Source organism: Arthrobacter sp. FW306-06-A (assembly GCF_021870055.1).
Taxonomy (GTDB): Bacteria; Actinomycetota; Actinomycetes; order Actinomycetales; family Micrococcaceae; genus Arthrobacter.
The window spans coordinates 4102531-4125777 of the sequence record NZ_CP084552.1; the positions used below are offsets into that span (position 1 = coordinate 4102531).

Below are 23247 nucleotides of genomic sequence, written 5' to 3' on the forward strand. Positions count from 1 at the left end.
CTCCGCCTGCCTGCCACGCCCTTGCCCCGACTCTTGCCGGGTGGTTGGCGGGTGTGCGGCTAGGCTGGGGACAGTCCGTTTTCCGCCCGCAAGGAGTAATAGGAATGAACCTTTTCATCAAGCTGCTCGGGACCGGGGTGAGCCTGGGTGCAGGCCTGGCCGGCACCAAGCTGGTCAACACCATCTGGGAAAAGACCACGGGACAGAAGCCGCCCACCGGCAAGCACGAGGACGTCCCCACCAGCCTGCGTTCGGCGTTGACCTTCGCGCTGATCTCGGCATCGGTGAGCGCCATCATCCAGGTCCTGGCCAACCGCGGCACGCAGCGTGCCATCACCCGGTTCGCCAAGAGCCAGGACATCGTCTAGCTCTTCCTTACCGCTGCCGGCCGTCGTCGGGGCTGTCCTTCCGGGCAGCCTCGGCGGCGGCTTTTTGCACCACGGCCTCCAGCTCATCGGCGGTGAGCAGTTCCCGGTGCAGGTGCTTGGTGCGGTAGCCTGCGCGGCCCACCATGTGCGCGGACACCGGCACCGTCAGAAGTTGGAAGATCCAGGCCACCACCAGCACCGGCCACACCCACCACGTCCGCATCTGCAGCCCAATGGCGGCCAGCAGGAGGAACAGGCCCAGCACCTGGGGCTTGGTGGCCGCGTGCATGCGGCTCAGCAGGTCCGGAAAGCGGAGCAGGCCGATGGCCGCGCCCAGGGACATGAGTGCCCCCACCACCATGAATATGGCCGAAACCAGGTCGATCCAGGCGTCGGGGTCGGAGAAGTCAGGATTCATCGGGTTTCACCCTCCGGTCTGCTACGAAGCGTGCCACGGTCACAGATCCGATGAAGCCAATAATGGAGATGGCCACCACCAGCATCAGGTTGTTCAGGTGCCGGTTCACGGCCATGTCGATGCACAGCGCCCCGCCCAGGATGGCCAGCAGGACGTCGGCGGCGAGTACCCGGTCCAGGAGCGACGGCCCGCGGGCAATCCTGATGATCGCTCCGGCGGCGGCCAGCGAGAAGATGACGGCTGTAACAGCCAGGACAACGGGCATCATGCGGCGGCCTCCATTCGGACGGCTTCAAGTTCTTCCCGGCTGCCCATGATGCGGATCAGGCCGGCCTCAATGGACCGGACTTCGTTCCGCAGGCCCTCCACGTCTTCCGGGGAGGTGATGTTGAGTGCGTGCAGGTAGAGGGTGGATGTCGAGCGGTCCACCTCAACTACCAGCGACCCCGGGATCAGGGAAATGACATGCCCGGTGGCGGTGACGATCAGGTCCTGGTGGCTGCGCAGCCGTACGGCGACGACGGCGTTGGTCACCTTGGGGCCGCGGACCGTGGCGAGGTAGAGGACCTGCGCGCTGGCCACCACCACCTTCCACAGGAACACCAGGGCAAAGGGCACGGCATGAAGGATGTTGAAGCGGCCACTGAGCTCCACCGGCGGAAGGTAGAAGAGCCGGGCCACCCCTACGGCCAGCAGGGCACCGAACAGGAGGTTGCCAGGGCTGAAATCCTGCCAGAGGGCGCCCCAGACAATCACCAGCCAGACCAGGAGCGGCAGTTCCTGGCGCAGGGAGATGCGTTGGCGGCTCATCGTGTTCCTCCCCCGGTGGAGGTCCCTGCAGCGGCTCCCGGTACAGCGGTGCCCTCCCCCAGGACCGCATGGATGTACGGGGTGCGCTCAAGCATGTCGCGGGCCGCCCGGTCCGACAGCCCGAACAGCGGCCCCGCGAACACGGAGAGGGCAACGCCAAGCGCCACCAGGCCCGCCGTCGAGCCCACCATGGTGCGCGGCAGGAGGGTCACGGTGCTGTTGGCCTTGGCTCCGGGCCCGGAAGCCCTCGTCCCAGGGGTGGCAAGCAGCACCGGGTCCGGATGTTCGGCGTCGGTTGGACGGCGCCAGAAGGCACGGTTCCAGACCCTGGCGATGGCCAGCAGCGTCAGGAGGCTGGTCACCACCCCACCGATCACCAGGGCGTAGGCCAGCGGCGTGCCCAGCTCAATGCCTGCCTGCATCAGCCCCACCTTGCCGAGGAACCCGGAGAACGGCGGGATGCCGGCCAGGTTCATGCCGGGGATGAAGAACAGCAGGGCCAGCATGGGCGACAACTTGGCCAGGCCGCCCAGCCGGTCCACGGAGGAGCTGCCGCCCCGGCGTTCGATGAGCCCGGTCACCAGGAACAGGCTGGTCTGGATGGTGATGTGGTGCGCCACATAGAAGACGGCCGCCGCCAGCCCCACGGCCGAGGACATGGCCAGCCCGAACACCATGTAGCCGATGTGGCTGACCAGGGTGAACGAGAGCAGACGCTTGATGTCGCTCTGGGCCAGCGCACCCAGAATGCCCACCACCATGGTCAGCAGCGCCGCCACCATGAGCGGCGTGTTCAGGGTGTCGCCGGGGAACAGCAGGGTCTCGGTGCGGACCATCGCGTACACGCCCACTTTGGTGAGCAGGCCGGCGAACACCGCGGTGACGGGTGCCGGGGCCGTGGGGTAGGAGTCCGGGAGCCAGAAGGACAGGGGGAAGACGGCGGCCTTGATGCCGAACGCCACCAGCAGCATCACGTGCAGGAGGGTCTTGGTGCCCTGGTCCAGTTCGCCGAGCTTGATGGCCAGGTCCGCCATGTTGACCGTTCCGGTGGCCCCGTAAACCATGGCGATCGCGATCAGGAACAGCACGGAGGACACCACGGAGACCACCACGTAGGTGACGCCGGCCCTGATGCGCGGCCCGGTGCCGCCCAGGGTCATCAGCACGTAGCTTGCGGTCAGCAGGATCTCGAAGCCGACGTACAGGTTGAAGAGGTCCCCGGACAGGAAGGCGTTGGACACCCCGGCCACCAGGATCAGGTAGGTGGGGTGGAAGATCGAGACCGGGGCGTCCTCGTCGCCGTCGGCCATGCCCTGTCCGGTGGCGTAGATCAGCACGGCCAGGCTCACGGCGGAGGACACCACCAGCATCAGCGATGAGAACTGGTCCACCACCATGACGATGCCGAACGGCGGCACCCAGCCGCCAATGGTCACCGCCGTGGTGCCGCCGCTCCAGGCGGACGCCAGCAGGAGGCATTCGAGGAGCAGGGTCAGCGAGAGCAGGCCGATGCTCACCCCACGCTGGGCCCGGGAGTGCCGGATCAGCAGGAAGGTGAGGGCGGCGCCCAGGATGGGAAGTACGACGGCGAGCGGGGCCAGGCTTGCAATGTTCACTTGCCGCCTCCTTCCGGGTTGGGGTCAACGTTGAGCGAGCCGGGCTTTTCCTCCGCGGCAGCGTGTTCTGCGGGCATCTCCCGGCCCCCGGCCACCAGCGTGGCCACGGGCTGGTCCGTTTCCTGGCTTCCCACACCCCTTTCGGAGCCGGCACCGGGCGTTCCGTGGTTGGAGACGTCCCGGCCGTCGGACCCGAGCATGGTGAGCGGGAACTCGGAGGTTTCCGCGGGGATTTCGGCGTCGTCCTCGGCGTCAAAGCTGGGGGTGGCCGCCACGCGGCGGTCCTCCAGGTCGTCCTGGATCTCGTCCTGGCGGGCCAGGACCCAGGTGCGGTAGATGATGCCCAGCATGAACGCCGTGACGGCGAAGGAGATCACGATCGAGGTCAGAATCAAGGCCTGCGGCAGCGGGTCGTTGTAGTCCTGGGCGGCGGTGTCCTTGGCAAACAGCGGAGCCAGGCCAGCGTATCCGCCGGTGGCCAGGATCAGCAGGTTGGTGGCGTTGGCCAGGAGCATCAGCCCCAGCAGCACCCGGGTAAGGCTGCGTTCCAGGATCAGGTAGATGCCGCAGGCGTACAGGGCGCCCATCACGATCAGCAGGGTCAGGTTGACGCTCATGCGTGGCCCTTCGCGGTGGTCTCGGCAGGAATCCCGTCCGGTTCCTGTTCCTGCTGGTCCGGGCCATCGAGGCGTTCGGGTTCCTGCCCGTGCCGGTCGTGGTCCGGTTCGTGGCCGCCCTCCGCGGACCGCTCCTCCATGTGCTCATCGATTTCGGCCCCGAGGCTGCGCAGCACATCCAGCACCAGGCCCACCACCACGATGTACACGCCGATATCGAAGATGGTTGAAGTGACGAACTTGATGTCCCCGAACACGGGCAGCCACACCTCGATAATGGCGGACTGGAACACCTGGCCGCCCAGCAGCAGGGGCATCACACCTGAGATTGCAGCCAGGGCCAGCCCGGACCCCAGCAGGCCGCCGGCACTGATCGGCGCCGCTTCCCGGAGTTCGAAGCGCCCGCCCGCCAGGTAGCGGATGGTCAGGGCCAGCCCTGCCGTGAGGCCGCCGGCAAAGCCGCCGCCGGGCAGGTTGTGGCCTGCCAGCAGCAGGTACAGCGAGAAGATGATCATGGAGTGGAAGATCAGCCGGGTGATTACCTCGAAGATGATGGAACGGCGTTCCGGTGCCAGTGTCCTGCCGGCCACGATCCAGGCGTCGCTGGCCGAGGCCGCGAACTTCCGGCTGATGGCCAGGGCTGCCGCGTCACGGGAGCCGGGGTCCACGCCGCGGTAGCGTCCCACCGTGCCCTCGGCAACGGAAGCCGAGGACTGCAGCCGGTCACCGCGCCCCCGCACGAAGATCAGGCTGGCCACGCCGGTGGCGGCGAGCGCCAGCACGCTGATTTCACCGAACGTGTCCCAGGCACGGATGTCCACCAGGGTCACGTTGACCACGTTCAGCCCGCCGCCGCCCTCATATGCAAGCTGCGGGAACTGCAGCGAGATGGGAATGGCCGTGCGGGCACCCATGGCGAAGATGGCGGCGAACACCATGGTCACGCCGAACCCCAGACCGATGATGACACGCACCACCCGGTACCTGCCGCCGGTACGGTCCCGCAATTCGGGCGGCAGGCTGCGCATGGCCAGGACGAAGGCCACCAGGATGATGGTCTCCACCAGCATCTGGGTCAGGGCCAGGTCCGGGGCGCCCTGCAGCGCAAACACCAGCGCGATGCCGTACCCGGTCACCGACACCATCAGGACCGCAAGGAAGCGTTTGTTGGCCTTGACGGCAGCGAGCGCGCCGATCACGATCCCTACGCCCGCCACGAGCTGCAGCGGGGAGTTGGGATCCACCAGGTAGATGTTCTGCGGCATGGCGCTGCCGCCCAGCAGGATGGCCACGAGCGGCAGGACGAATGCCACGCTGAGGATCACGGCAAGGTAGAAGTACAGCGAACCGCGCTGCGTGCGGCCGGTGATCCAAACCGCCACGTCATCCAGGGCCCCGATGGTCAACTGGTAGGCGCGGTCGCCGTCCACCCACGCCGGGACCAGGGACTGGGCGCGGGCCACCGCATTGCGGCCAAAGTACATGGCGGCACCCAGCACAAAGGTGAGGGCTGTCAGCCCAAGCGCCGGGGTGAAGCCATGCCATAGCGCAAGGTGCCCTGCCTGCTGGGCCGGAGTGCCGGCGTCGGGCGCTGTGGAAGCGAAGAGCGCAGCGTACGGCTGGATCCAGTCGTCCACCGGAACCGGCCAGAGCCCATAGGCGATGGTGAGGAGGCTGAGGATGGCAGGGGCGGCAAGGAAGGAGGGCGTGATCGCCTTGAACGGGGTGGGCTCCACGCCGCGCTTGACCGCAAAAGCACCCCACATGAAGCGGGCGCTGTACGCAAAGGTGAGGATGGAACCCAGCACCAGCCCCACCAGGACCACCGGGCCCCAGGGACCGGAGTGCGGCTCCAGGGCGTGGTGCACGAACGCTTCCAGCACCGATTCCTTGGCCACGAAGCCGCCCAGCAGTGGAATGCCCGCCATGGACGCGGCCCCGATTCCGGCCACGATGCCCAGGGCGCGTGAGGAGCGGAAGACACCGGACAGCTTACGAACATCACGGGTTCCGGACTGGTGGTCGATGATGCCCACCACCAGGAAGAGCGTGGCCTTGAACAGGCCGTGGGCCAGCAGCATGGCCAGGCCCGCGAGCGCGGCATCGGGGGTTCCCAAGCCCACCACCATGGTGAGGAAGCCCAGCTGGCTGACGGTGCCGTAGGCAAGGATCAGTTTGATGTCGGTCTGCCGCAGCGCCCGGTAGCCACCCACCAGCATGGTGGCCAGGCCCAGCCCCAGGACTACGGGCTGCCAGTACGCGGTCTCGGAGAAGCCGGGCGCGAGCCGTGCCACCAGGTAGATGCCGGCCTTGACCATCGCCGCGGCGTGCAGGTAGGCGCTGACGGGAGTGGGCGCGGCCATGGCGCCGGGCAGCCAGAAGTGGAACGGGACCAGGGCGGACTTGGTGATGGCACCCACCAGGATGAGGACGACGGCGGCGCTCACCATGGCGCCCGACGTTCCGGTTGCCAGCGAGGCGGCCTGCTCCAGGATGCCGGAGATGCGGTAGGTCCCGGCGGTGTAGCCGAGCATGATGAGGCCCACCAGCATGGCCAGGCCGCCGGCGGTGGTGACCATCAATGCCTGGAGGGCGGAGCGCCGGGCGGCAAGCCGGGTCCGGGCGAAGCCGATCAGCAGGTAGGACAGGATGGTGGTCAGTTCCCAGAAGATGAACAGCAGCAGGAGGTCATCCGCTGTGACCAGTCCGAACATGGCACCGGCGAAGGCCAACAACTGGGCACCGAACGCACCCAGGTCCTGGTCCTTCCTCTTGAAGTACCGCGCGCAATAGACCAGCACCAGGGAGCCGACGCCAAGCACCAGGAGGGACATCACCCAGGCCAGCGCGTCCATGCGGAAGGCCAGTTCCAGATGGAGGCTGGGGATCCAGTCGAACGTTTCGGTGATGGCTCCGGCGCCGGAATAGATCGGGCCGTGCTGGAGCATCAGCCAGCCGAAGGAAACCGCGGGAACTGCAGCCAGCGCGTAAAAGGCGTTCCGGCCCCAAACCCTGAAGAGCAAGGGCGCGAGGACAGCCACCGAAAAGTGCACGGCAAGGACTGTGATCACTGTATTCTCCGCAACGTCAGGGATTCGATTGTCAAAAGTTGGAGCAGGCGGCAAAAAGTTAGGTCCGGGAGGGTTTAGTTTATCAAGGCGTGCCTGCCAGCCTTCCCGTTCAATGGCTCCCCACCCGGGCAGAATCCCCGGCAGCACGGGCCGGAGCTCCCCGGAGTGTTCGCCACGGGCGGATACGATTCATCGTATGAACAGCGCCAGCGCGCCGGGGGCAATGCAGCCGGCCTCGGAACTCGAAGCCGGAACCCCGTCCTCCAGCAAGGGGCGCATCCTGGCCTGGGCCTCCTGGGACTGGGGTTCGGCGGCCTTCAACGCAGTGATGACTACCTTCGTCTTCACCGTTTACCTGACGTCCAACGCCTTTGGGGGCGAGGACAGCGCATCGGCCGTGCTGGGCGCCGCGCTGGCCGTGGGCGGATTCGCCATCGCGCTGCTGGCACCCGTGACGGGCCAGCGCTCCGACGCGGGCGGCCGGCGCAAGCTGTGGCTGGGAGTGAACTCGGCCGCCGTCGCCATCCTCACGGCCCTGTGCTTCTTCGTGTTCCCGCGGCCGGAGTTCCTGCTCCTCGGGGCCTGCCTGATCGCCCTGGGCAACGTGTTCTTTGAATTCGCCGGCGTCAACTACAACGCCATGCTGGCCCAGGTTTCCACGCCGCAGAACATCGGAAAGGTCAGTGGATTCGGCTGGGGCGCCGGCTACCTGGGCGGGATCGTGGCCCTCCTGATCGTCCTGCAACTCTTTGTCCAGCCGGCTTTTGACTGGTTTGGCGCGTCCACGCAGGACAGCCTCAACATCCGACTGGTGGCCGTCTTCTCAGCCCTGTGGTTCTTCGTCTTCGCCCTTCCCGTCCTGTTCGCCGTCCCTGAACTACCCCGGTCACCCCAGGCCGCCCGCCTGGGTTTCCTTGCCAGCTACGGCCTGTTGTTCCGGCGGATCAAGGCCATCTACGCCACCAGCCCCCACACCATCTACTTCCTCTTAGCCAGCGCCGTATTCCGTGACGGCCTGGCCGCGGTCTTCACGTTCGGCGGGATCATCGCGGCCGACACGTTTGGCTTTGCCCTTTCCCAGGTGATCTTCTTCGCGATCTTCGGGAACGTAGTGGCGGCCATCGGCGCGATGCTCGGCGGGTTCCTTGACGACAAGGTGGGCCCCAAAGCCGTCATCACCGGCTCCCTGGTGGGACTGCTTGTGGCCGGGACTGCCATCCTGGTCCTGGGTAACGGCAACTATTCCTTCTTCGGCATGCAATGGGCGGGCAGCACCACGTTCTGGGTGTTCGGCCTGTTCCTCTGCCTGTTCGTCGGGCCGGCCCAGTCATCGTCGCGCGCCTACCTGGCCAGACTCGCACCGCACGGGGAGTCCGGCGAACTCTTCGGGCTGTATGCCACCACCGGCCGGGCCGTCAGCTTCCTTGCACCCGCCCTGTTCACCCTCTGCATCACCCTGGCAACCCCGCTGGTGCCTGCCGGCCAGGCACAACGGTGGGGCATCCTGGGCATCATGGTGGTCCTCCTGGCAGGACTCCTGGTGCTGCTGCCGGTGAAGCCACCGGCAAAGGCTCCCGTCGCCGTCGTTCCCGCCGGCTGAAACACCGCGATGGGGGCCTGGTCCGGGACTCCGCCAAGTGGTGGAAGGCGGACTAGGCTGGACCCATGAACGTGGACGAAACGAACCTTCCGGGCCTGGGCCTCCGGAAGGATTTCATGACCGCCTCCGGACGCCGCATCGGTGTGGTGGAGCGGCGGGAGGGCCAGACGGAACTCATCGTTTCCACCTGGGACGACCCCGATACCTGCCAGGCTTCGATTCCGCTCACCAGCGATGAAGCAGCCACCCTTGGCAACCTCCTGGGCGGCACGCACCTGGCAATGAAGCTCGCGGAGGAGCACAAGGACGTCCCGGGCATCGTCACCCGGCAGTTCTCCATCGCCGCCGACTCCCCGTTCCAGAACCAGCCCATGGGCAAGGCGTCCATCCGCACCCGGAGCGGCGTCTCCATCGTGGCCATCATGCGCGAGGGTGAGGTGCTGCCATCGCCCGGGCCCGACGTCGTCCTCCACCCCGGCGACCTGCTGGTGGCAGTGGGCACCCAGGAAGGCCTCGACTCAGCGGCCCATATCCTGCGCCACGGCTAGTTCCCATGGACCCGTTGGCCCAGACGCTCGTTGAACTGGGGGCCGTTGTGTTCTGCCTCGGCCTCCTGGCCAGGCTGGCCGGACGGATCGGGATGTCGCCCATCCCCTTTTACCTGCTGGGCGGGCTGGCCTTCGGCGCCGGCGGCGTCGTCAAGCTCGAAGGCATGCACGAATTTGCCCATCTTTCCGGCGAAATCGGCGTCATCCTCCTGCTGCTTATGCTCGGGCTGGAATATACGGCTGCCGAACTTTTTACCGGGCTGCGCCGTTCCTGGCAGGCCGGCATCCTGGACCTCGTCCTGAACTTCCTCCCCGGAGCCGGGCTCGCGCTGCTCCTGGGCTGGGGCGGCGTGGGTGCCATGGTCATGGGCGGGGTCACCTACATCTCCTCCTCGGGCATCGCCGCCAAGGTCATTACGGACCTGGGCCGGCTTGGTAACCGCGAAACACCCGTGGTGCTGTCCATCCTGGTGTTCGAGGACCTGGCCATGGCCGTCTACCTGCCCATCCTCACGGCCACCCTGGCCGGGGTGAGTTTCCTGGGCGGGCTGACCACGGTGGGGACTGCCCTGGCGGTGGTCACCGTGGTCCTGATGGTGGCGCTGCGGCACGGGCACCACGTGTCCAAGGCCGTGCACAGCGAGAACTCCGAGGTCTTCCTGCTCAACGTCCTCGGGGCCGCCCTGCTGGTGGCGGGCGCCGCATCCGCCATGCAGGTCTCTGCGGCAGTGGGCGCGTTCATGCTGGGCATCGCCATCTCAGGCTCCACCGCGCACAATGCCACCCGCATCCTTGAGCCGCTGCGGGACCTGTTTGCCGCTATCTTCTTTGTGGCGTTCGGGCTCAACACGGACCCCGCCTCCATTCCGCCGGTCCTGGGCTGGGCCCTGGTCCTGGCGGTGGCCACGGCGGGCACCAAGATGATCACGGGAATCTGGGCCGCCAAGCAGGCCGGAATCGCCCGGCCGGGCCGCTTCCGGGCGGGCGCCGCACTGGTGGCGCGCGGCGAATTCTCCATCGTGATCGCGGGCCTTGCCGTTGCCTCGGGAGCGGTTCCGCATGAGCTCGCGGCGCTGGCCACCGCCTACGTGCTGCTGATGGCGGTGCTGGGTCCGCTGGCCGCGCGCTATGTGGAGCCGCTGGCCAAGCCGTTCATCCGGCCGCGGGCGGTCGCCCCGCAGACCTAGCCCCTCAAAGCATTGGAAGCGCAGGAGCTTTGGCGCGCGGCTGCCTGCTGGTGCTCTAGATGCTGGTGCGGTGGAAGTTCAGGTGGCTGCGGCTGGCGGTGGGGCCACGCTGGCCCTGGTACCGGTTTCCGTACTCCCCCTGGCCGTACGGGTACTCCGCCGCCGAAGTCAGCCGGAAGAAGCAGAGCTGGCCGATCTTCATCCCCGGCCACAGCTTGATGGGCAGTGTTGCCATGTTGGACAGCTCAAGGGTGACGTGGCCGGAAAAGCCGGGGTCGATGAAGCCGGCAGTGGAGTGGGTCAACAGGCCAAGCCGGCCCAGCGATGACTTGCCTTCCAGGCGGGCCGCAATGTCGTCGGGCAGCGTCACGGTCTCATAGGTGGAACCCAGGACGAACTCCCCCGGGTGCAGGATAAAGGCCTCGTCCTGCTCCACTTCCACCAGCCGGGTCAGCTCGGGCTGCTCCTGCGCCGGATCAATGTGCGCGTACTTGTGGTTGTCGAACAACCGGAAGAACTTGTCGATCCGGACATCCACGGACGACGGCTGGACCATCGCCGGATCGTACGGTTCCAGCACGATCCGCTGGGAATCAATTTCGGCTCGAATGTCGCGGTCAGAGATCAGCACCGTCCCAAATTACCGTATCGGTTATCCACAGCCACACTTTCCCGTTGTTGCTGTGGCCTGGTGGGGCTAATGTTGCGAATGAAAGCCGCCGGAATGGTCTCCCGGATGGCGTAACAGAGCTGGGGATGTTGTGAATAAATTAGTGGCACCGTCTTTTATTGGCGTGCTCTGTGCATTGGCGCTGGTCTCTTCGTCTGCCGCCGCACCCCCCGAGCCGCTGCCCTTCGGCCAGGCCTCGGGCACAGCGAGCATCACACTGCAGGCTCCGCTGGTCCGTGGCAGCGGAACGTCCATGCAGGCTGACACGGCAGGGAAACTCACCCCTGCCGTGGACCCCGATATCCGCGTCGCTTCGCCCCTGACCGGGGCAGCCCCCGCACCGGACCCTGCACCCGCTCCCCCAACGGCCACGTCCGCACCCGACCTCGCCCCTCCGTCCGATGCCGGGGTTGCGCCCTCCACGGAAACTTCGGCGTCTCCGCCACCCACTTCCGCTTTCCCGGCCACACCCCAAACGGCTTCCATCCCTCCGCTGTGGGCACCGGACCAGGAACTGTCCTCACCGTCCACAACGCAGCTCGCGGCTCCCGATTCCTCCGCCCCCCTTTCCACCGAGGCACTGGTACCGGACAGCAACGCGTCCGCCATCCTCACCGTGTTCACCAAGATCAACGAGTACCGGGTGGCCAACGGCCTTAACAAGGTCAAGTACCACCCCACTGTGGCCGGGTTGTCGCAAGAATGGTCGGACAACATCGCCACGCGTGAGGTAATCGAACACCGCGCGAGTTTCTGGACTGATCCCCGCGCCCTGAACCCCAACAACGGAGCCGGTGAAGTCATCGCCATCCGCACCGACCGGGACGCCGCCCAGCTTGTGGAGTGGTGGAAGGGTTCACCGGGCCACAATGCCATGCTTCTCGACCCGCGCTTCAACGTGATGGGCGCCGGGATCTCCTATACGAACTCCACGTACCGGATTTGGGGTGTGGTGAACTTCTTCGGATACACCACACTGCCGGCGGGAACCCTCGATTCCCCGGGTGGCGCCGGGTCGGGTGGAGCTTTCCCGCCCCCGCCGCCAAGCCTGTGCGACGCACCCGTCAAGCACATGCCGCCCACCCTCAATCTCGCCGCAGCGGCGATCACCGGCCCGGCGGACCTCGTTTCCGTCGACTCCGCCGGCCAACTGCTGAACCGGGCGTCCACCGGCCCCCGCACCTACGCCGCGGCCAAGGTCATCGGCTCCGGCTTTGGCGGAGCCAAGGAAGTCTTTGTCACCGACTGGGACCGGGACGGCGCCTATGACGTCCTGACCCAGTGGACCGGCGGCAACCTGACCCTGTACAGGGGCATCGCCACCGGTGGGTTCCAGGCGCCCATCACCCTCGGTACGGGTGGCTGGAACACCCTGACCTTGGCCGTGGGTGGTTGGTGCGCCAACAACCGCATGCCCCAGATCCTGGCGCTGGACGGCGCCGGCAACCTGTTCATGTATGCGAACAGGGGAACCGGCGACATCGCGGACCGGGTCACCATTGCCACTGGCATCTACGCCTCCCGGCTCTCCATGGTGGACTACGACGCCGACGGTTTCCAGGACGTCCTCGCGCTGAAGACCGACGGCACCGTACAGCTCTACCGCGGGTGGGGCACCACCGCGGTCCGCGCGGAGGCCAGGCCCACCGTCGCAACGGGGTGGACGGACGTCACGGGAATCCGGGCGCTGCGGAATGTCACCGGGCTGAACTCCACGGGCGTGGCCCTCCGGCGGGCCAATGACACCGTGCAGTACTGGGACCTTAGCTCTGGAAGCCTCGCGTCGCCGTCGAACATAACCGGCCCCTGGAGCGGGCAGCGGCTGGCGCAGTAGGCCAGGCTGTCTGCCGGCACCGGTAGCCGAACCCCGGCACCAGCACCCGGCATTGCAGCGTCAGAGTGCGGGCTGCAGTTCCAGCACGTGCTTCAGCCGGTCCAGCTGGGCCACGTCGGAGCTGACGCGGCGCTGCAGCATCCCGTCCAGGAACGTGAACCTGCTGAGGAAGCCGAAGCGGCCGCCGCGTTTTGCTTCCATGGCGAACCGCACGCGGGTCCCGGCGTCCTCGCTGCTGAGGTAGTAGCCGCCCCAGCGGGTTGCGGGACCGGAGACGATGTGGAATTCAATTTCTGCCCCTGGCCGCAGGTTGGTGATCTCCAGTTCCGCCGGGATGCTCAGGCCGGAGCGGCCGGCCACCATTTTGCGGTACAGCGCGCCGTTGGCATCGGCGGGCCCCCGAACGAGCTTCACGCTCCGGACGTCACTGCGCCAGGCGGGAAGATTGGTCGCGTCAAGGAGGTATTGGTACACGGGCATGGCGTCGCGTTCTATGAGGACCTCGTGCTCTGCGATTGCCATGTAAAAAAATTCCTGTGGTTGACGTCGGCTGCCGCAATAGCTGCCTCCCCCAAATGCGGCCGCTACCCGGATCAGGTTAGCCAGCGCCCCTCGGCCGGGCCTAGCAGGCACCGCGGACGTTATTGAAGAGTTACTGGATGACGCCCCGGGTTGCGGCGGGTTGCAGGTCTTGCATTGAAGGACACGGAGGCGCTGCTGGCCGGGTTGGCGGGGAGCCTGCAGATCTGCGCTAAGCTAAGTTCTGCCCCGCTCGAGCGAGGGCGCTGCGGCTGTAGCTCAATGGTAGAGCGCTAGCTTCCCAAGCTTGATACGCGGGTTCGATTCCCGTCAGCCGCTCTCGTGCCCGCACAACGGCCCTCCACAGTTCCATTAGGTGCCAGGGTGTACCGTCGGTAGCAAGGAGCCTTTCGGCTCCGCTACAGGAGCAATCATGGCTGATAAGTCCCCGCGTCAAACGGCATCAAAAAAGTCCGGCAAGTCCATCAAGGAAAAGCGCGCAGACAAGAGGGCCGCAGCTGCCCCTGCCGGCTCCTTGGACATCACCCCCACCAAAGCGGCGAAGAAGAAGTAACCCAGCGAACATCCCGCTGGGCCAGCACAAGACCCCGTCATCGCGGCTGATGGCGGGGTCTTGTGTTCGCTGCAGGCAGGCGACCGGCCCTACCGGGCCCGTTCGCTAGGCACCCGCGTGCCTGCTGACGATTCTCAAAGGGCGCCGGGCCTTCATGTCCATCCGGACCGCCAGGCCACCCTTCCGCGCCAGGATCGCGGCGACGGTGATGGCCGCCAGCGCGGGCACGCCGCCGGAGACCAACAGGGCAACATGCGGGTTGGCATGTTCAGCGATCGAGCCCAGCATGGGGCCGCCCAGCGCCTGGCCCCCGATCTGCACCATGATGTACAGGCTCATCACGCGGCCGCGGATGCCCAGGTTGGAACTGACCTGCACCAGCTGGTTGCAGCCGGTCAGGAACATGAGGCACCAGAATCCGGACAGCACCATCACCGCCCCGAAGGACACCATGGACGGCGCAAGCGCAGCAAGGCAGAGCATCAGGCCGTACATGCCGGCGCAGAACACCACGGACCGAAGGCGCAGTTGACGACGGCGGGTGGACGCCACGGCGCCGGACAGGGCACCAAGTGCCACCAGGGCATTGAGCACACCGTAGCCACCGGCGCCCACCTGGAAGACGTGGTCCGCGAAGGCGGCGAGGATTACGGGCAGGCTCATGGCGAAGACCGAAACGAATCCGGCCATCAGCCATGGCCAGTAGATAGTGGGCTTGCTCAGGGCATAGCGGAGCCCCTCCCGCAGCATTCCCTTGCTCTTGGGCGTGGGTGCACTGACGAACAGCTGGTCCTTCCGCAGGACCAGGAGCATCACCACCGTCGAGCAGCAGGCCAGGGCGTTGGCCGCAAAAGCCCAGCCGGCGCCCACCGCCGTCAGCAGCAGGCCCGCGATGGCCGGGCCGATCAGGCCGCCCAGCTGGAAGGTGGTGGAGTTGACGCTGATGGCGTTCCGCAGATAGGTGGGGCCTACGAGTTCGTTGACGAACACTTGGCGCGCCGGCTGGTCGAGGACTGTCACCAGGCCCAGGACCAGGGCAATGCCGTAGACGTGCCACACCATGATGACGCCGCTGAGGGCAAGGGTGGCAAGCGTTGCGGCAAGGACAGCGGCCACGCTCTGGCACAAGATGAGGATCTTTCGCTTGGCGAACCGGTCGGCGATCATGCCACCCCAGGGCCCCAGCAGCAGGGAGGGCAGGAACTGCAGAGCCACGGTGATGCCAACGGCTGTCACGGAGCCGGACAGCTGGAGCACCAACCAGTCCTGGGCGATCCGCTGCATCCAGATGGCGATGACCGCGATGAAGTGGCCGGCCGCAAAGATCCGGAAGTTGGGCACCTTCAGCGAGATGAAGGTGTGCTTCCACGGGAGCCGCTCCGCGACGACCGGAATCGGCTGGGTCTGGTTGTTGGGCGGCGCTGAGCCCGCCGCGTCGATGACTGGTTGGGAGATGGAGGCCGACGAAGGCGGAGGGGGTGCCACAGGGATGTCCTCAAATATTGCGGGCGGTCTGGGATGCCCTTAACGCTAGGCTGGCGGAGCAGATTATGGAGGCGTATGGTCCCTATAACTCGTATTGCAATACGCAATAAGACCGCAGCTACAGAGTCACCGGAGTCCACATGTTCGAACCAGCCCAGTTGCGCTCTTTCCTGGCCGTCGCCGATACGCTCAGCTTCACCAAAGCCGCCGAGCGCCTCGGGCTGGCCCAGCCGACCATCAGCCAGCACATCCGCAAGCTGGAGGCGGCGGCCAAGCGCAGCCTGATCACGCGCGATACCCGCGATGTCCGGCTGACGGACAACGGGGACGCCATGGCCGGATTCGCCCGGAACATTCTGTCCGCCCACGACGCCGCAGCCCGCTACTTTTCAGGTTCGGCGATGCGGGGCCGGCTGCGGTTCGGCACCGCGGACGATCTCGCCATAACCGGGCTGCCGCGCATCCTGCGCGAGTTCCGGCAGATTTACCCCCAGATCAACCTGGAGCTGACGGTGGGGCAAAGCGACCAGCTGTACCGCAAGCTCAACGCCGGCCAGCTGGACCTGGTCTTCGTGAAATGGGTGGCAGGGGCAAAGGATGGCACCGTGGTCCAGCACGATTCCTTCTCCTGGGTGGGCCTGGAGCAGACCGTGATGGAGCCGGGCACCCCCGTACCCCTGATCGCCTACCCCGCGCCCAGCCTCAGCCGGAAACTCGCCATCGATGCACTCGAAGCGCACGGCAGGACCTGGCGGATCACCTGCACCACCCGGCAGATCAGCGGCGTGCTGGCAGCGGTCCGGGCCGGGATCGGCGTGGCCGTGATGCCGACCTCGCTGGTGCCTGAAGACCTGAAGATCATCACCCGTCGCTTCGACCTTCCCGCCGTGGGCGATGTGGACTTCACCCTGATCCGCAATCCGCTGGCGAACGCCGAGGTGATCGACGCCCTCACCCAGTCGATCGTCGGCCGGACCATTAACCGGCAAACTTAACTCTCTTCCGGCATGATTTCCAGTATTTGGGGGAGTTAGGGGGTTCGTGTCCATTGATAGGGGAACTGGCATAGCCTATGCTGATTTTTCAAGGTCAAGCAGCAGGCCAGTTCACTAAATCAAGCGCGTCCCCTGCATGGGAAAACGCTTGGGACAGGCAGCCAATGACGACAGCCAGGAACATCCATCTCGGTTCTGCACACGCACGCCCGTACTCTGCACCGCGGCCGTCCACGCGCCAGAACACCCTCGGAACCGGACACGCCTCCGTGGACTCCGGATACGTCGGGAAACCCACCTGCGACAAATGCCGAACCGATGAGTTCGTCTACCTTGAGTCGTACATTCCCCCCACCTACCGGCGGGACGGAACGGTAGCCACCCTTGGCGAAGTGGCCTACACCTGCACCCGTTGCGAGGATTTCTCAGCCCACAGCGTCCCGGTCACCTGGACTCCGCCCGGCTGGTATTTGGGCTAAAGCCTTATGCGAAAGGCCGGGCAGCCACTCTGAGTGGCTGCCCGGCCTTTCGCGTGGGCGGACCTTGGTAGGCCGGTCCTGGGTACCTAGATCAGCGCGTCTGAAAGGTGGTTCGGGGTACCGAAACGGTGTGCCGTGATGCTGACAGCCTGCTCGTGCAGGAACGGCAGAAGTTCAACGCGTCCGGCCTCAGTGACTGCGTGCGCGTAGATGGCAAGGTCGGGCCGTCCGCCGGTCGCCTCCGCGAGCGCTGACGCGTCGCCGCCGATCAGACGGATCCGGGCGCCGGAGAGCCTGCCTTCGGAGGCGAGGCGTTCCGCCGAAGCCAGCCAGCCGGCGTCGGACTCCACCGCCACCTCGATGTCCTGGGCGGTGAGCACGGAGCGCAGCTGGGCGGGAAGTTCGACGGCGCTGGACACCGTGAGCGCCGAGCCCGCCAGAATGCCGGCCGCCACCGTCCGCAGCAGGTGTGCCAGCGGCGCGCCTTCGGAAAGCCGGATGGTGACCGGGAGGCTGCGGTAGCGGAAGATGTTGCGTTCGGCGCTCAGCCCGGAAACATCCTTGGCGGTGCCAAACTCCTCGGCCCAGGCGTGGGCGTCGGATGCCAACGCCCGTTCGACGGACTCAAGCTCGGCAGGCTGCAGCGCGGGGCCGGAAGCATTAAGGAGCCGGCGGATGCCCGCGTGCGTGATCTCGGCCTTGGCGGCACTGGTGGCCGGAGCCCAGTCGCCCAGACCGGCCAGGTAGTTGGGACCGCCCGCCTTGGTGCCCGGTCCGACTGCCGACTTCTTCCACCCGCCGAACGGCTGGCGCTGCACGATGGCTCCGGTGATGCCGCGGTTGACGTAGAGGTTGCCGGCCTGGATGCCGTCCAGCCAGACGCCGAGCTCCTCGGCGTTCAGGGAGTGCAGGCCCGCGGTCAGGCCGTATTCGATCTGGTTCTGGATGGCGATGGCCTCTTCCAGGGTCCCGGCGGTCATTACGCCCAGGACCGGGCCGAAGAATTCGGTGAGGTGGAAGTAGGAACCGCGCTTGACCCCGTAGCGCACGCCCGGGCTCCAGAGCCGGCCGGTATCGTCGAGTTTCCTGGGCTCCACGGCCCAGTTCTCCCCGTCGCCCAGGGTGGTGAGCGCGTTCAGCAGCTTGCCGTTGGCGGGCTCGATGATGGGGCCCATCTGGCTGGTGGGGTCCTGCGGGTAGCCCACCTTGAGGGACGTGACGGCGTCGATCAGCTGGTTGTGGAACCGCTTGGATTTGGCCACCGAGCCCACCAGGATCACCAGCGAAGCGGCAGAGCACTTTTGGCCGGCGTGGCCGAAGGCGGAGTAGGCCACGTCCTTGGCTGCCAGGTCCAGGTCTGCGCTGGGTGTGACGATGATGGCGTTCTTGCCGCTGGTTTCGGCCAGCAGCGGCAGGTCCTTCCGGAAGGAGCGGAACAGCTCGGCGGTTTCGTAGCCGCCGGTGAGGATGACGCGGTCCACGGCAGGATGGCTGATGAGCTGTTTGCCGAGTTCCCGCTCGCCCAACTGCACCATGGTCAGCACGCCCTTGGGCACGCCGGCCTCCCAGAGTGCCTCCACCATGACGGCGCCGCTGCGGGCGGCCTGCTTGGCGGGTTTGATGACGACGGCGGAGCCGGCGGCGAGTGCCGCCAGGGTGGACCCTGCCGGAATGGCGACCGGGAAGTTCCATGGCGGGGTGACAACGGTGAGTTTGGCCGGGACGAACGTGGCGCCGTCGACCGTGTCCAGCTTCCGTGCGGATTCGGCGTAGTAGTGGGCGAAGTCCACTGCTTCGCTGACCTCGGGATCGCCCTGGTCAATGGTTTTGCCGGTCTCGCTGGCCATGACCTCCAGGAGGTCGGCGCGCCGGGCCTCCAGGATCTCGCCCGCGCGGTGCAGGATCTCGGCGCGCTCGCTACCCGAAAGCCCGCCCCAGTCCTTGCCCTTCTCCACAGCGTTGGCAAAGGCCGAGTTCAGCGTTTCCTCGTCGTTGATGAACGCGGCCTTCACGGCGGCGTTGCCCAGGGTGGAGGACGGAACGCGCTCCAGGATGGCGCGGCCCCAGGGGCGGTTGGCCGGCAGCGCGGGATCCGTGTCGGGGGTGTTCCGGAAGCCGGTGTGCGGCATGGGTTCCGGCGGGAGGTTACGGTCCTGGCGGCGGTTGGGCAGCGGGACGGTGTTGTCTAGCGCCTCCAGCGCGGAGAGGAAGCGCTGCTTTTCGCGCTCGAACAGGCCTTCGTTTTCACTGAGCTCGAAGACTGCGGACATGAAGTTGTCCTGGCTGGCGCCCTCTTCCAGACGGCGGATCAGGTAGGCGATGGCGACGTCGAACTCGGCCGGGTGCACTACCGGGGTGTAGAGCAGCAGGGAACCGACGTCCTTCTTGACGGCTTCGGCCTGGCCCTGCGCCATGCCTAGGAGCATTTCGAACTCGATGCCGGACTCCACGCCGCGCTGCTTGGCCAGGAGCCAGGCGAAGGCGATGTCGAACAGGTTGTGGCCCGCCACACCGATCCGGATGTTCTTGATCCGGTCGGGGTGCAGCGCGTAGTTGATGACCCGCTTGTAGCTGGTGTCCGAGTCCTGCTTGGTGCCCCATGTGGCCAGGGGCCAGTCGTGGAGGGAAGCCTCCACGTGTTCCATGGGGAGGTTGGCGCCTTTGACCACGCGGACCTTGATGCCTGCGCCACCGTTGGCGCGCCGCTGGGCTGCCCAGTCCTGCAGCCGGACCATGGCGGACAGGGCGTCGGGAAGGTACGCCTGGAGCACGATCCCGGCCTCGAGGTTCCTGAACTCTGGCTGGTCCAGGATCCTGGTGAAGACCGCGATGGTCATGTCCAGGTCCTTGTACTCCTCCATGTCCAGGTTGATGAACTTGGCCTTGCCGCCGGTGCTGCTTCCCGGGCCCGCGAAGGAGTTGGCGAGCTGGAAGAGCGGGGTGAGCTTTTCGACGACGTGTTCCACGGCTTCGTCGAAGGCCCAGGCGGAGTGCGGGGCAACCGTGGAGGAGACCTTGATGGAGACGTAGTCGACGTCGGGTCGCGCCAGCAGTGCGTGCGTGCCCTCGAGCCGGCGGGCGGCCTCGTGCTCGCCGAGTACTGCCTCGCCCAGCAGGTTGACGTTGAGCTTGATGCCGTCCTTCCTGATCCTGGCGATGGCGGGACCAAGCTTGGCGTCGGTGGCGTCAACGATCAGGTGGCCCACCATTTCGCGCAGCACCTTGCGGGCGATGGGGATGACTACCTGCGGCATCACCGGCGCCATCGTGCCGCCGAGCGCCACGGCGCTGCGCATGTACCAGGGCAGGAAGGCCGGAACCTTGGGGGCCAGGGCTGCCAGGTTGCGGGCGGCGACGTTCAGGTCCTCGGGACGGACAACGCCGTCGACGAAGCCCACCGTGAACTCCAGGCCGTTGGGGTCCTTGAGGACGCCGGCCAGCTGCTGGGCGGAGGCGTCCACCGGAACCTTGGCGGCCTCGGTGAGCCAGTGCCGGACCAGGGCCACCGCTTCAGTGGCGAGGGCTTTTGCCTGGGGGACGTCGACGTCGACGGTCTGCGGTGCGGTGCCGGCCGAGGTTGTCGGTTCCGTTGCAACGTGGGTCATGGTTTTCCCGATCTTTCTTGCTGTGGGAGGAGGTCTTTCCATCAGTATGAGCTTCCACTCACATAAGATAAAGCGATCTTTTCCAACCAATACAGGTTAGGAAAACCGAATGTTTTTCCACCCCCTCGTTCCCTCCCGATTACCCTTCCGGAAAGCCGCGAGCCCTCCCCCAAGGAACGTGGGAGAGGGCTCGGCGGGACGGACCTTTATCTGATGACGCGTTGGGAGAACCGCGGCAGGAAGTGACGGGGCGTCTGGGGGGAGGTCAGGTGAGCGGGCGGTGCAGGTCCGCGAGTTCCTGGTGCCGGGGGCTGTTGGGGTTCATGAGCGAGTGCTTGCGCCCGTAGCCGAAGTAGATGACCAGGCCGATGACCAGCCAGACCACGAACCGCAGCCAGGTTTCCCAGTGCAGCTGGAGCATCAGGAAGGCAGAGGCCAGGACACCGAACGCCGGGATCACGGGCATCAGGGGCAGGCGGAACGTACGGGGAGCATCAGGCCGCTTGTAACGGAAGATGATTACGGACAGGCACACGACGACGAACGCAGCCAGGATGCCGATGTTGGTCAGGTCCGCGACCGCCTTGATGGGGAACACCCCAGCCAGGAAGGCGGACGCGATGCCGCCGATCCAGGTGACGCGCTGCGGGGTGCCGTGCCGGTCGGTCTTGGCAAACCAGCCGGGGAGCAGGCCGTCGCGGCTCATGGAGAACCACACCCGGGTCACGCCCAGCAGGAAGGTGAGCATCACGGTAAGGATGGACAGGACGGCGAACACCGAAATGATGGTGGCGATCACGGGCAGGCCAACTGACGTGAAGGCGGAGGCGAAGCCGGCCTTGGGGTCGATGTCCTTGTAGTTCTGCATGCCGGTCAGGACCAGGGTGGCGGCGACGTAGAGCAGCATGGCGATGATGAGCGAGAGCACGATTGCCTTGGGCATGTGCTTCTTGCCGTCCTTGGCTTCCTCTGCCGCGGTGCTCATGGCGTCGTACCCGAACACTGCGAAGAACACCGTAGCGGAGCCTGCCACCACGGGGCCGAAGCCGCTCGGCATGAACGGGTTGTAGTTGTTGGTGTCGATGTAGAAGACGCCGAGGCCGATGATGAAGAGGATCAGGATGACCTTGATCGCCACGGCAACGAGCTCGAACCGGCCGAAGGCCTTGGTGCCGCGGGACAGGATCCAGGTGACCAGGAGGCAGACCAGGATGGCCGGGATATTGACGATGCCGCCCTTGCCCTCATCCACAGTGGACGTCATCCAGGCGGGCATGTGGATGCCGATGCCGGCCAGGAAGGCGTCAAGGTAGCCGGAGATGCCGATGGCCACCACCGCGACGATGGCGATGTATTCCAGCAGCAGGTCCCAGCCGATGAACCAGCCGATCACCTCGCCGAGGGCAACGTAGCCGTAGGTGTAGGCCGAGCCCGCGCGCGGAATCATTCCGGCGAACTCAGCGTAGGACAGGGCGGCCGCCGCGGAGGCGAGGCCTGCAATCAGGAAGGAAATCAGCACCGCGGGCCCCACTCCCGGGTTTCCTTCACTGCCGGCGGCCACCAGTCCCGCGAGGGAGAAGATGCCGACGCCGATGATTCCGCCAACGCCGATGGCGGTGAGCTGCCACAGCCCGAGGGACTTGAACAGTCCGCTGTGCTTGCTCTCTTCCTCGATGTCATCGATCGGCTTGCGCCGCATGATCGATTGGGTCAAATCTTTACTGCTCATCAGGAACTCCTGCTTGGGGTGCGACCCCGCCGCGGCACGCCAAGGGAACTGGCTGTGACGGGGGTAACTCGATTCCAACAGTATGCGTTCGCCATTCCGTTAGATAAAGTGACTACTTCTAACCTATATTCGTTAGTTTCAGTTAGGAATCCGCCATGCTTGACGTCCGCCGGCTTCGGCTGCTCCGAGAGTTGAGTATCCGCGGGACGCTCGCGGAGGTGGCGGAGGCATTGCAGTACAGCCCGTCCTCTGTCTCGCAGCAGCTGGCCCTCCTGGAGAAGGAAGTGGGCGTGGAGCTGCTCCGGAAAACGGGGCGGCGGGTGCAGCTGACACCCCAGGCAGAGGTCTTGGTGGCCCATACCGCACAGCTGCTGGAAACGTTGGAACAGGCGGAGGCGGACCTGGCCGCCTCGCTGACGACCGTCACCGGCACGGTGAAAATCGCTGTCTTCCAGTCGGCGGCGCTGGCCCTGATGCCGGACACCCTGACCCGCATGGCAACCACCTACCCCGAGGTCCGGATCGAGATGATCCAGCGCGAGCCCGAGACGGCATTGCACGAGACATGGGCGCGCGACTTCGACTTGGTGATCGCGGAGCAGTACCCCGGCCACGCGGCACCGCGCTACCCGGAGCTGGACCGGGTGAAGCTGACCACCGACGCCATCCGGCTGGCCGTGCCCCCGGCGTCCGACGGCGGGCCGGAGGTCCGTTCGCTCGCGGACACGGCTGGGCTTGCCTGGGTCATGGAACCGAGGGGTGCCGCATCGCGGCACTGGGCGGAACAGGCGTGCCGCAGCGCCGGCTTCGAACCCGATGTCCGCTTTGAAACCGCCGACCTCCAGGCCCAGGCCCGCCTGATCGAGTCGGGCAATGCGGTGGCCCTGATGCCGGACCTGGTGTGGACCGGCAGGGGCACCACGGCGCAGCTGCTGGAGCTTCCCGGGAAGCCTCACCGCACCATCTTCACCTCCGTCCGCCGCTCCAGCGCCCAGCGCCCGGCGATCCTTGCCGCCCGGGAAACCCTGGCTGCGGCCGCGGCAGCGGTGGCAAGGAACGACGCCGGGTGACCGGCCGCCGTCGTATGTGTCCTTAGCTGCGCATTCAAAGAGCTTGGGGTTG

The 23247-nt window shown here is 66.4% G+C and carries 20 protein-coding genes and 1 tRNA gene; 10 read left to right on the forward strand and 11 right to left on the reverse strand.

What is annotated here, in order from left to right:
• Nucleotides 1–104: 104 nt before the first annotated feature.
• Nucleotides 105–368, forward strand: a complete 264-nt coding sequence (locus LFT49_RS19240; protein ID WP_236799950.1) for a DUF4235 domain-containing protein — start codon at nucleotides 105–107, stop codon at nucleotides 366–368.
• A gap of 7 nt (nucleotides 369–375) precedes the next feature.
• On the opposite strand, the gene mnhG is transcribed toward LFT49_RS19240, so the two are convergent.
• The 6 genes from mnhG to LFT49_RS19270 are packed head-to-tail and all read right to left on the reverse strand — an operon-like array spanning nucleotide 376 to nucleotide 6900.
• Nucleotides 376–786: a monovalent cation/H(+) antiporter subunit G gene (gene mnhG / locus LFT49_RS19245; RefSeq protein ID WP_237429111.1), complete on the reverse strand. Its 411-nt coding sequence runs from the start codon at nucleotides 784–786 to the stop codon at nucleotides 376–378.
• Nucleotides 776–1054 (reverse strand): monovalent cation/H+ antiporter complex subunit F, encoded by a 279-nt coding sequence (locus LFT49_RS19250; RefSeq protein WP_237429112.1) that lies wholly within the window; start codon nucleotides 1052–1054, stop codon nucleotides 776–778. Before LFT49_RS19250 ends, mnhG begins: the two co-directional genes overlap by 11 nt.
• Nucleotides 1051–1596: a Na+/H+ antiporter subunit E gene (locus LFT49_RS19255; RefSeq protein WP_236799957.1), complete on the reverse strand. Its 546-nt coding sequence runs from the start codon at nucleotides 1594–1596 to the stop codon at nucleotides 1051–1053. The genes LFT49_RS19250 and LFT49_RS19255 overlap by 4 nt, the downstream gene beginning before the upstream one ends.
• The gene (locus tag LFT49_RS19260; RefSeq protein ID WP_236799959.1) at nucleotides 1593–3212 is read right to left on the reverse strand and encodes a Na+/H+ antiporter subunit D; all 1620 of its coding nucleotides are present in this window, start codon (nucleotides 3210–3212) and stop codon (nucleotides 1593–1595) included. The genes LFT49_RS19255 and LFT49_RS19260 overlap by 4 nt, the downstream gene beginning before the upstream one ends.
• The gene (locus tag LFT49_RS19265) at nucleotides 3209–3829 is read right to left on the reverse strand and encodes a Na(+)/H(+) antiporter subunit C (protein WP_236799962.1); all 621 of its coding nucleotides are present in this window, start codon (nucleotides 3827–3829) and stop codon (nucleotides 3209–3211) included. Before LFT49_RS19265 ends, LFT49_RS19260 begins: the two co-directional genes overlap by 4 nt.
• Nucleotides 3826–6900: a Na+/H+ antiporter subunit A gene (locus LFT49_RS19270; RefSeq protein WP_237429113.1), complete on the reverse strand. Its 3075-nt coding sequence runs from the start codon at nucleotides 6898–6900 to the stop codon at nucleotides 3826–3828. Before LFT49_RS19270 ends, LFT49_RS19265 begins: the two co-directional genes overlap by 4 nt.
• A 196-nt stretch (nucleotides 6901–7096) precedes the next feature.
• Here LFT49_RS19270 and LFT49_RS19275 point away from each other — a divergent pair, with 196 nt between their 5' ends.
• From LFT49_RS19275 to LFT49_RS19285, 3 genes are all read left to right on the forward strand, one after another.
• Nucleotides 7097–8500 (forward strand): MFS transporter, encoded by a 1404-nt coding sequence (locus LFT49_RS19275; RefSeq protein ID WP_237429114.1) that lies wholly within the window; start codon nucleotides 7097–7099, stop codon nucleotides 8498–8500.
• A 65-nt stretch (nucleotides 8501–8565) separates the two neighbouring features.
• Nucleotides 8566–9048, forward strand: coding sequence for a cation:proton antiporter regulatory subunit (locus LFT49_RS19280; protein WP_142132335.1), 483 nt, complete (start codon nucleotides 8566–8568; stop codon nucleotides 9046–9048).
• Nucleotides 9049–9053: 5 nt separating this feature from the next.
• Nucleotides 9054–10235, forward strand: a complete 1182-nt coding sequence (locus LFT49_RS19285) for a cation:proton antiporter (protein WP_237429115.1) — start codon at nucleotides 9054–9056, stop codon at nucleotides 10233–10235.
• Nucleotides 10236–10290: 55 nt separating this feature from the next.
• On the opposite strand, the gene dcd is transcribed toward LFT49_RS19285, so the two are convergent.
• Entirely contained in the window at nucleotides 10291–10866 is a 576-nt protein-coding gene (dcd, locus tag LFT49_RS19290) for a dCTP deaminase (RefSeq protein ID WP_236820676.1), read from the reverse strand.
• Nucleotides 10867–11008: 142 nt separating this feature from the next.
• Here dcd and LFT49_RS19295 point away from each other — a divergent pair, with 142 nt between their 5' ends.
• The gene (locus LFT49_RS19295) at nucleotides 11009–12739 is read left to right on the forward strand and encodes a CAP domain-containing protein (RefSeq protein ID WP_237429116.1); all 1731 of its coding nucleotides are present in this window, start codon (nucleotides 11009–11011) and stop codon (nucleotides 12737–12739) included.
• Between the two features lie 60 nt (nucleotides 12740–12799).
• Here LFT49_RS19295 and LFT49_RS19300 read toward each other — a convergent pair whose 3' ends face one another.
• Nucleotides 12800–13261, reverse strand: a complete 462-nt coding sequence (locus tag LFT49_RS19300) for an SRPBCC family protein (RefSeq protein WP_236799971.1) — start codon at nucleotides 13259–13261, stop codon at nucleotides 12800–12802.
• Nucleotides 13262–13526: 265 nt separating this feature from the next.
• Here LFT49_RS19300 and LFT49_RS19305 point away from each other — a divergent pair.
• Nucleotides 13527–13597 (forward strand) — tRNA-Gly (locus LFT49_RS19305).
• Nucleotides 13598–13691: 94 nt separating this feature from the next.
• A complete protein-coding gene (locus tag LFT49_RS19310; protein WP_236799972.1) occupies nucleotides 13692–13832 on the forward strand; it encodes a hypothetical protein in 141 nt (46 codons plus the stop codon).
• A gap of 105 nt (nucleotides 13833–13937) precedes the next feature.
• Here LFT49_RS19310 and LFT49_RS19315 read toward each other — a convergent pair whose 3' ends face one another.
• Nucleotides 13938–15317: an MFS transporter gene (locus LFT49_RS19315; protein ID WP_237429117.1), complete on the reverse strand. Its 1380-nt coding sequence runs from the start codon at nucleotides 15315–15317 to the stop codon at nucleotides 13938–13940.
• Between the two features lie 140 nt (nucleotides 15318–15457).
• Here LFT49_RS19315 and LFT49_RS19320 point away from each other — a divergent pair, with 140 nt between their 5' ends.
• Both LFT49_RS19320 and LFT49_RS19325 read left to right on the forward strand, forming a co-directional pair.
• Nucleotides 15458–16312 carry a LysR substrate-binding domain-containing protein gene (locus tag LFT49_RS19320; protein WP_236799974.1) on the forward strand — a complete coding sequence of 285 codons (855 nt, stop codon included), beginning with the start codon at nucleotides 15458–15460 and terminating at the stop codon, nucleotides 16310–16312.
• A 164-nt stretch (nucleotides 16313–16476) separates the two neighbouring features.
• On the forward strand, nucleotides 16477–16791 hold the full coding sequence (locus tag LFT49_RS19325) for a hypothetical protein (protein ID WP_142132330.1): 315 nt from the start codon (nucleotides 16477–16479) through the stop codon (nucleotides 16789–16791).
• A gap of 86 nt (nucleotides 16792–16877) precedes the next feature.
• Here LFT49_RS19325 and LFT49_RS19330 read toward each other — a convergent pair whose 3' ends face one another.
• Together LFT49_RS19330 and LFT49_RS19335 are read right to left on the reverse strand one after the other, a co-directional pair.
• Nucleotides 16878–20396: a bifunctional proline dehydrogenase/L-glutamate gamma-semialdehyde dehydrogenase gene (locus LFT49_RS19330; protein ID WP_237429118.1), complete on the reverse strand. Its 3519-nt coding sequence runs from the start codon at nucleotides 20394–20396 to the stop codon at nucleotides 16878–16880.
• A 265-nt stretch (nucleotides 20397–20661) separates the two neighbouring features.
• A complete protein-coding gene (locus LFT49_RS19335; RefSeq protein ID WP_237429119.1) occupies nucleotides 20662–22125 on the reverse strand; it encodes an amino acid permease in 1464 nt (487 codons plus the stop codon).
• A gap of 155 nt (nucleotides 22126–22280) precedes the next feature.
• Here LFT49_RS19335 and LFT49_RS19340 point away from each other — a divergent pair, with 155 nt between their 5' ends.
• On the forward strand, nucleotides 22281–23195 hold the full coding sequence (locus LFT49_RS19340; protein WP_237429120.1) for a LysR family transcriptional regulator: 915 nt from the start codon (nucleotides 22281–22283) through the stop codon (nucleotides 23193–23195).
• Nucleotides 23196–23247 lie beyond the last annotated feature (52 nt).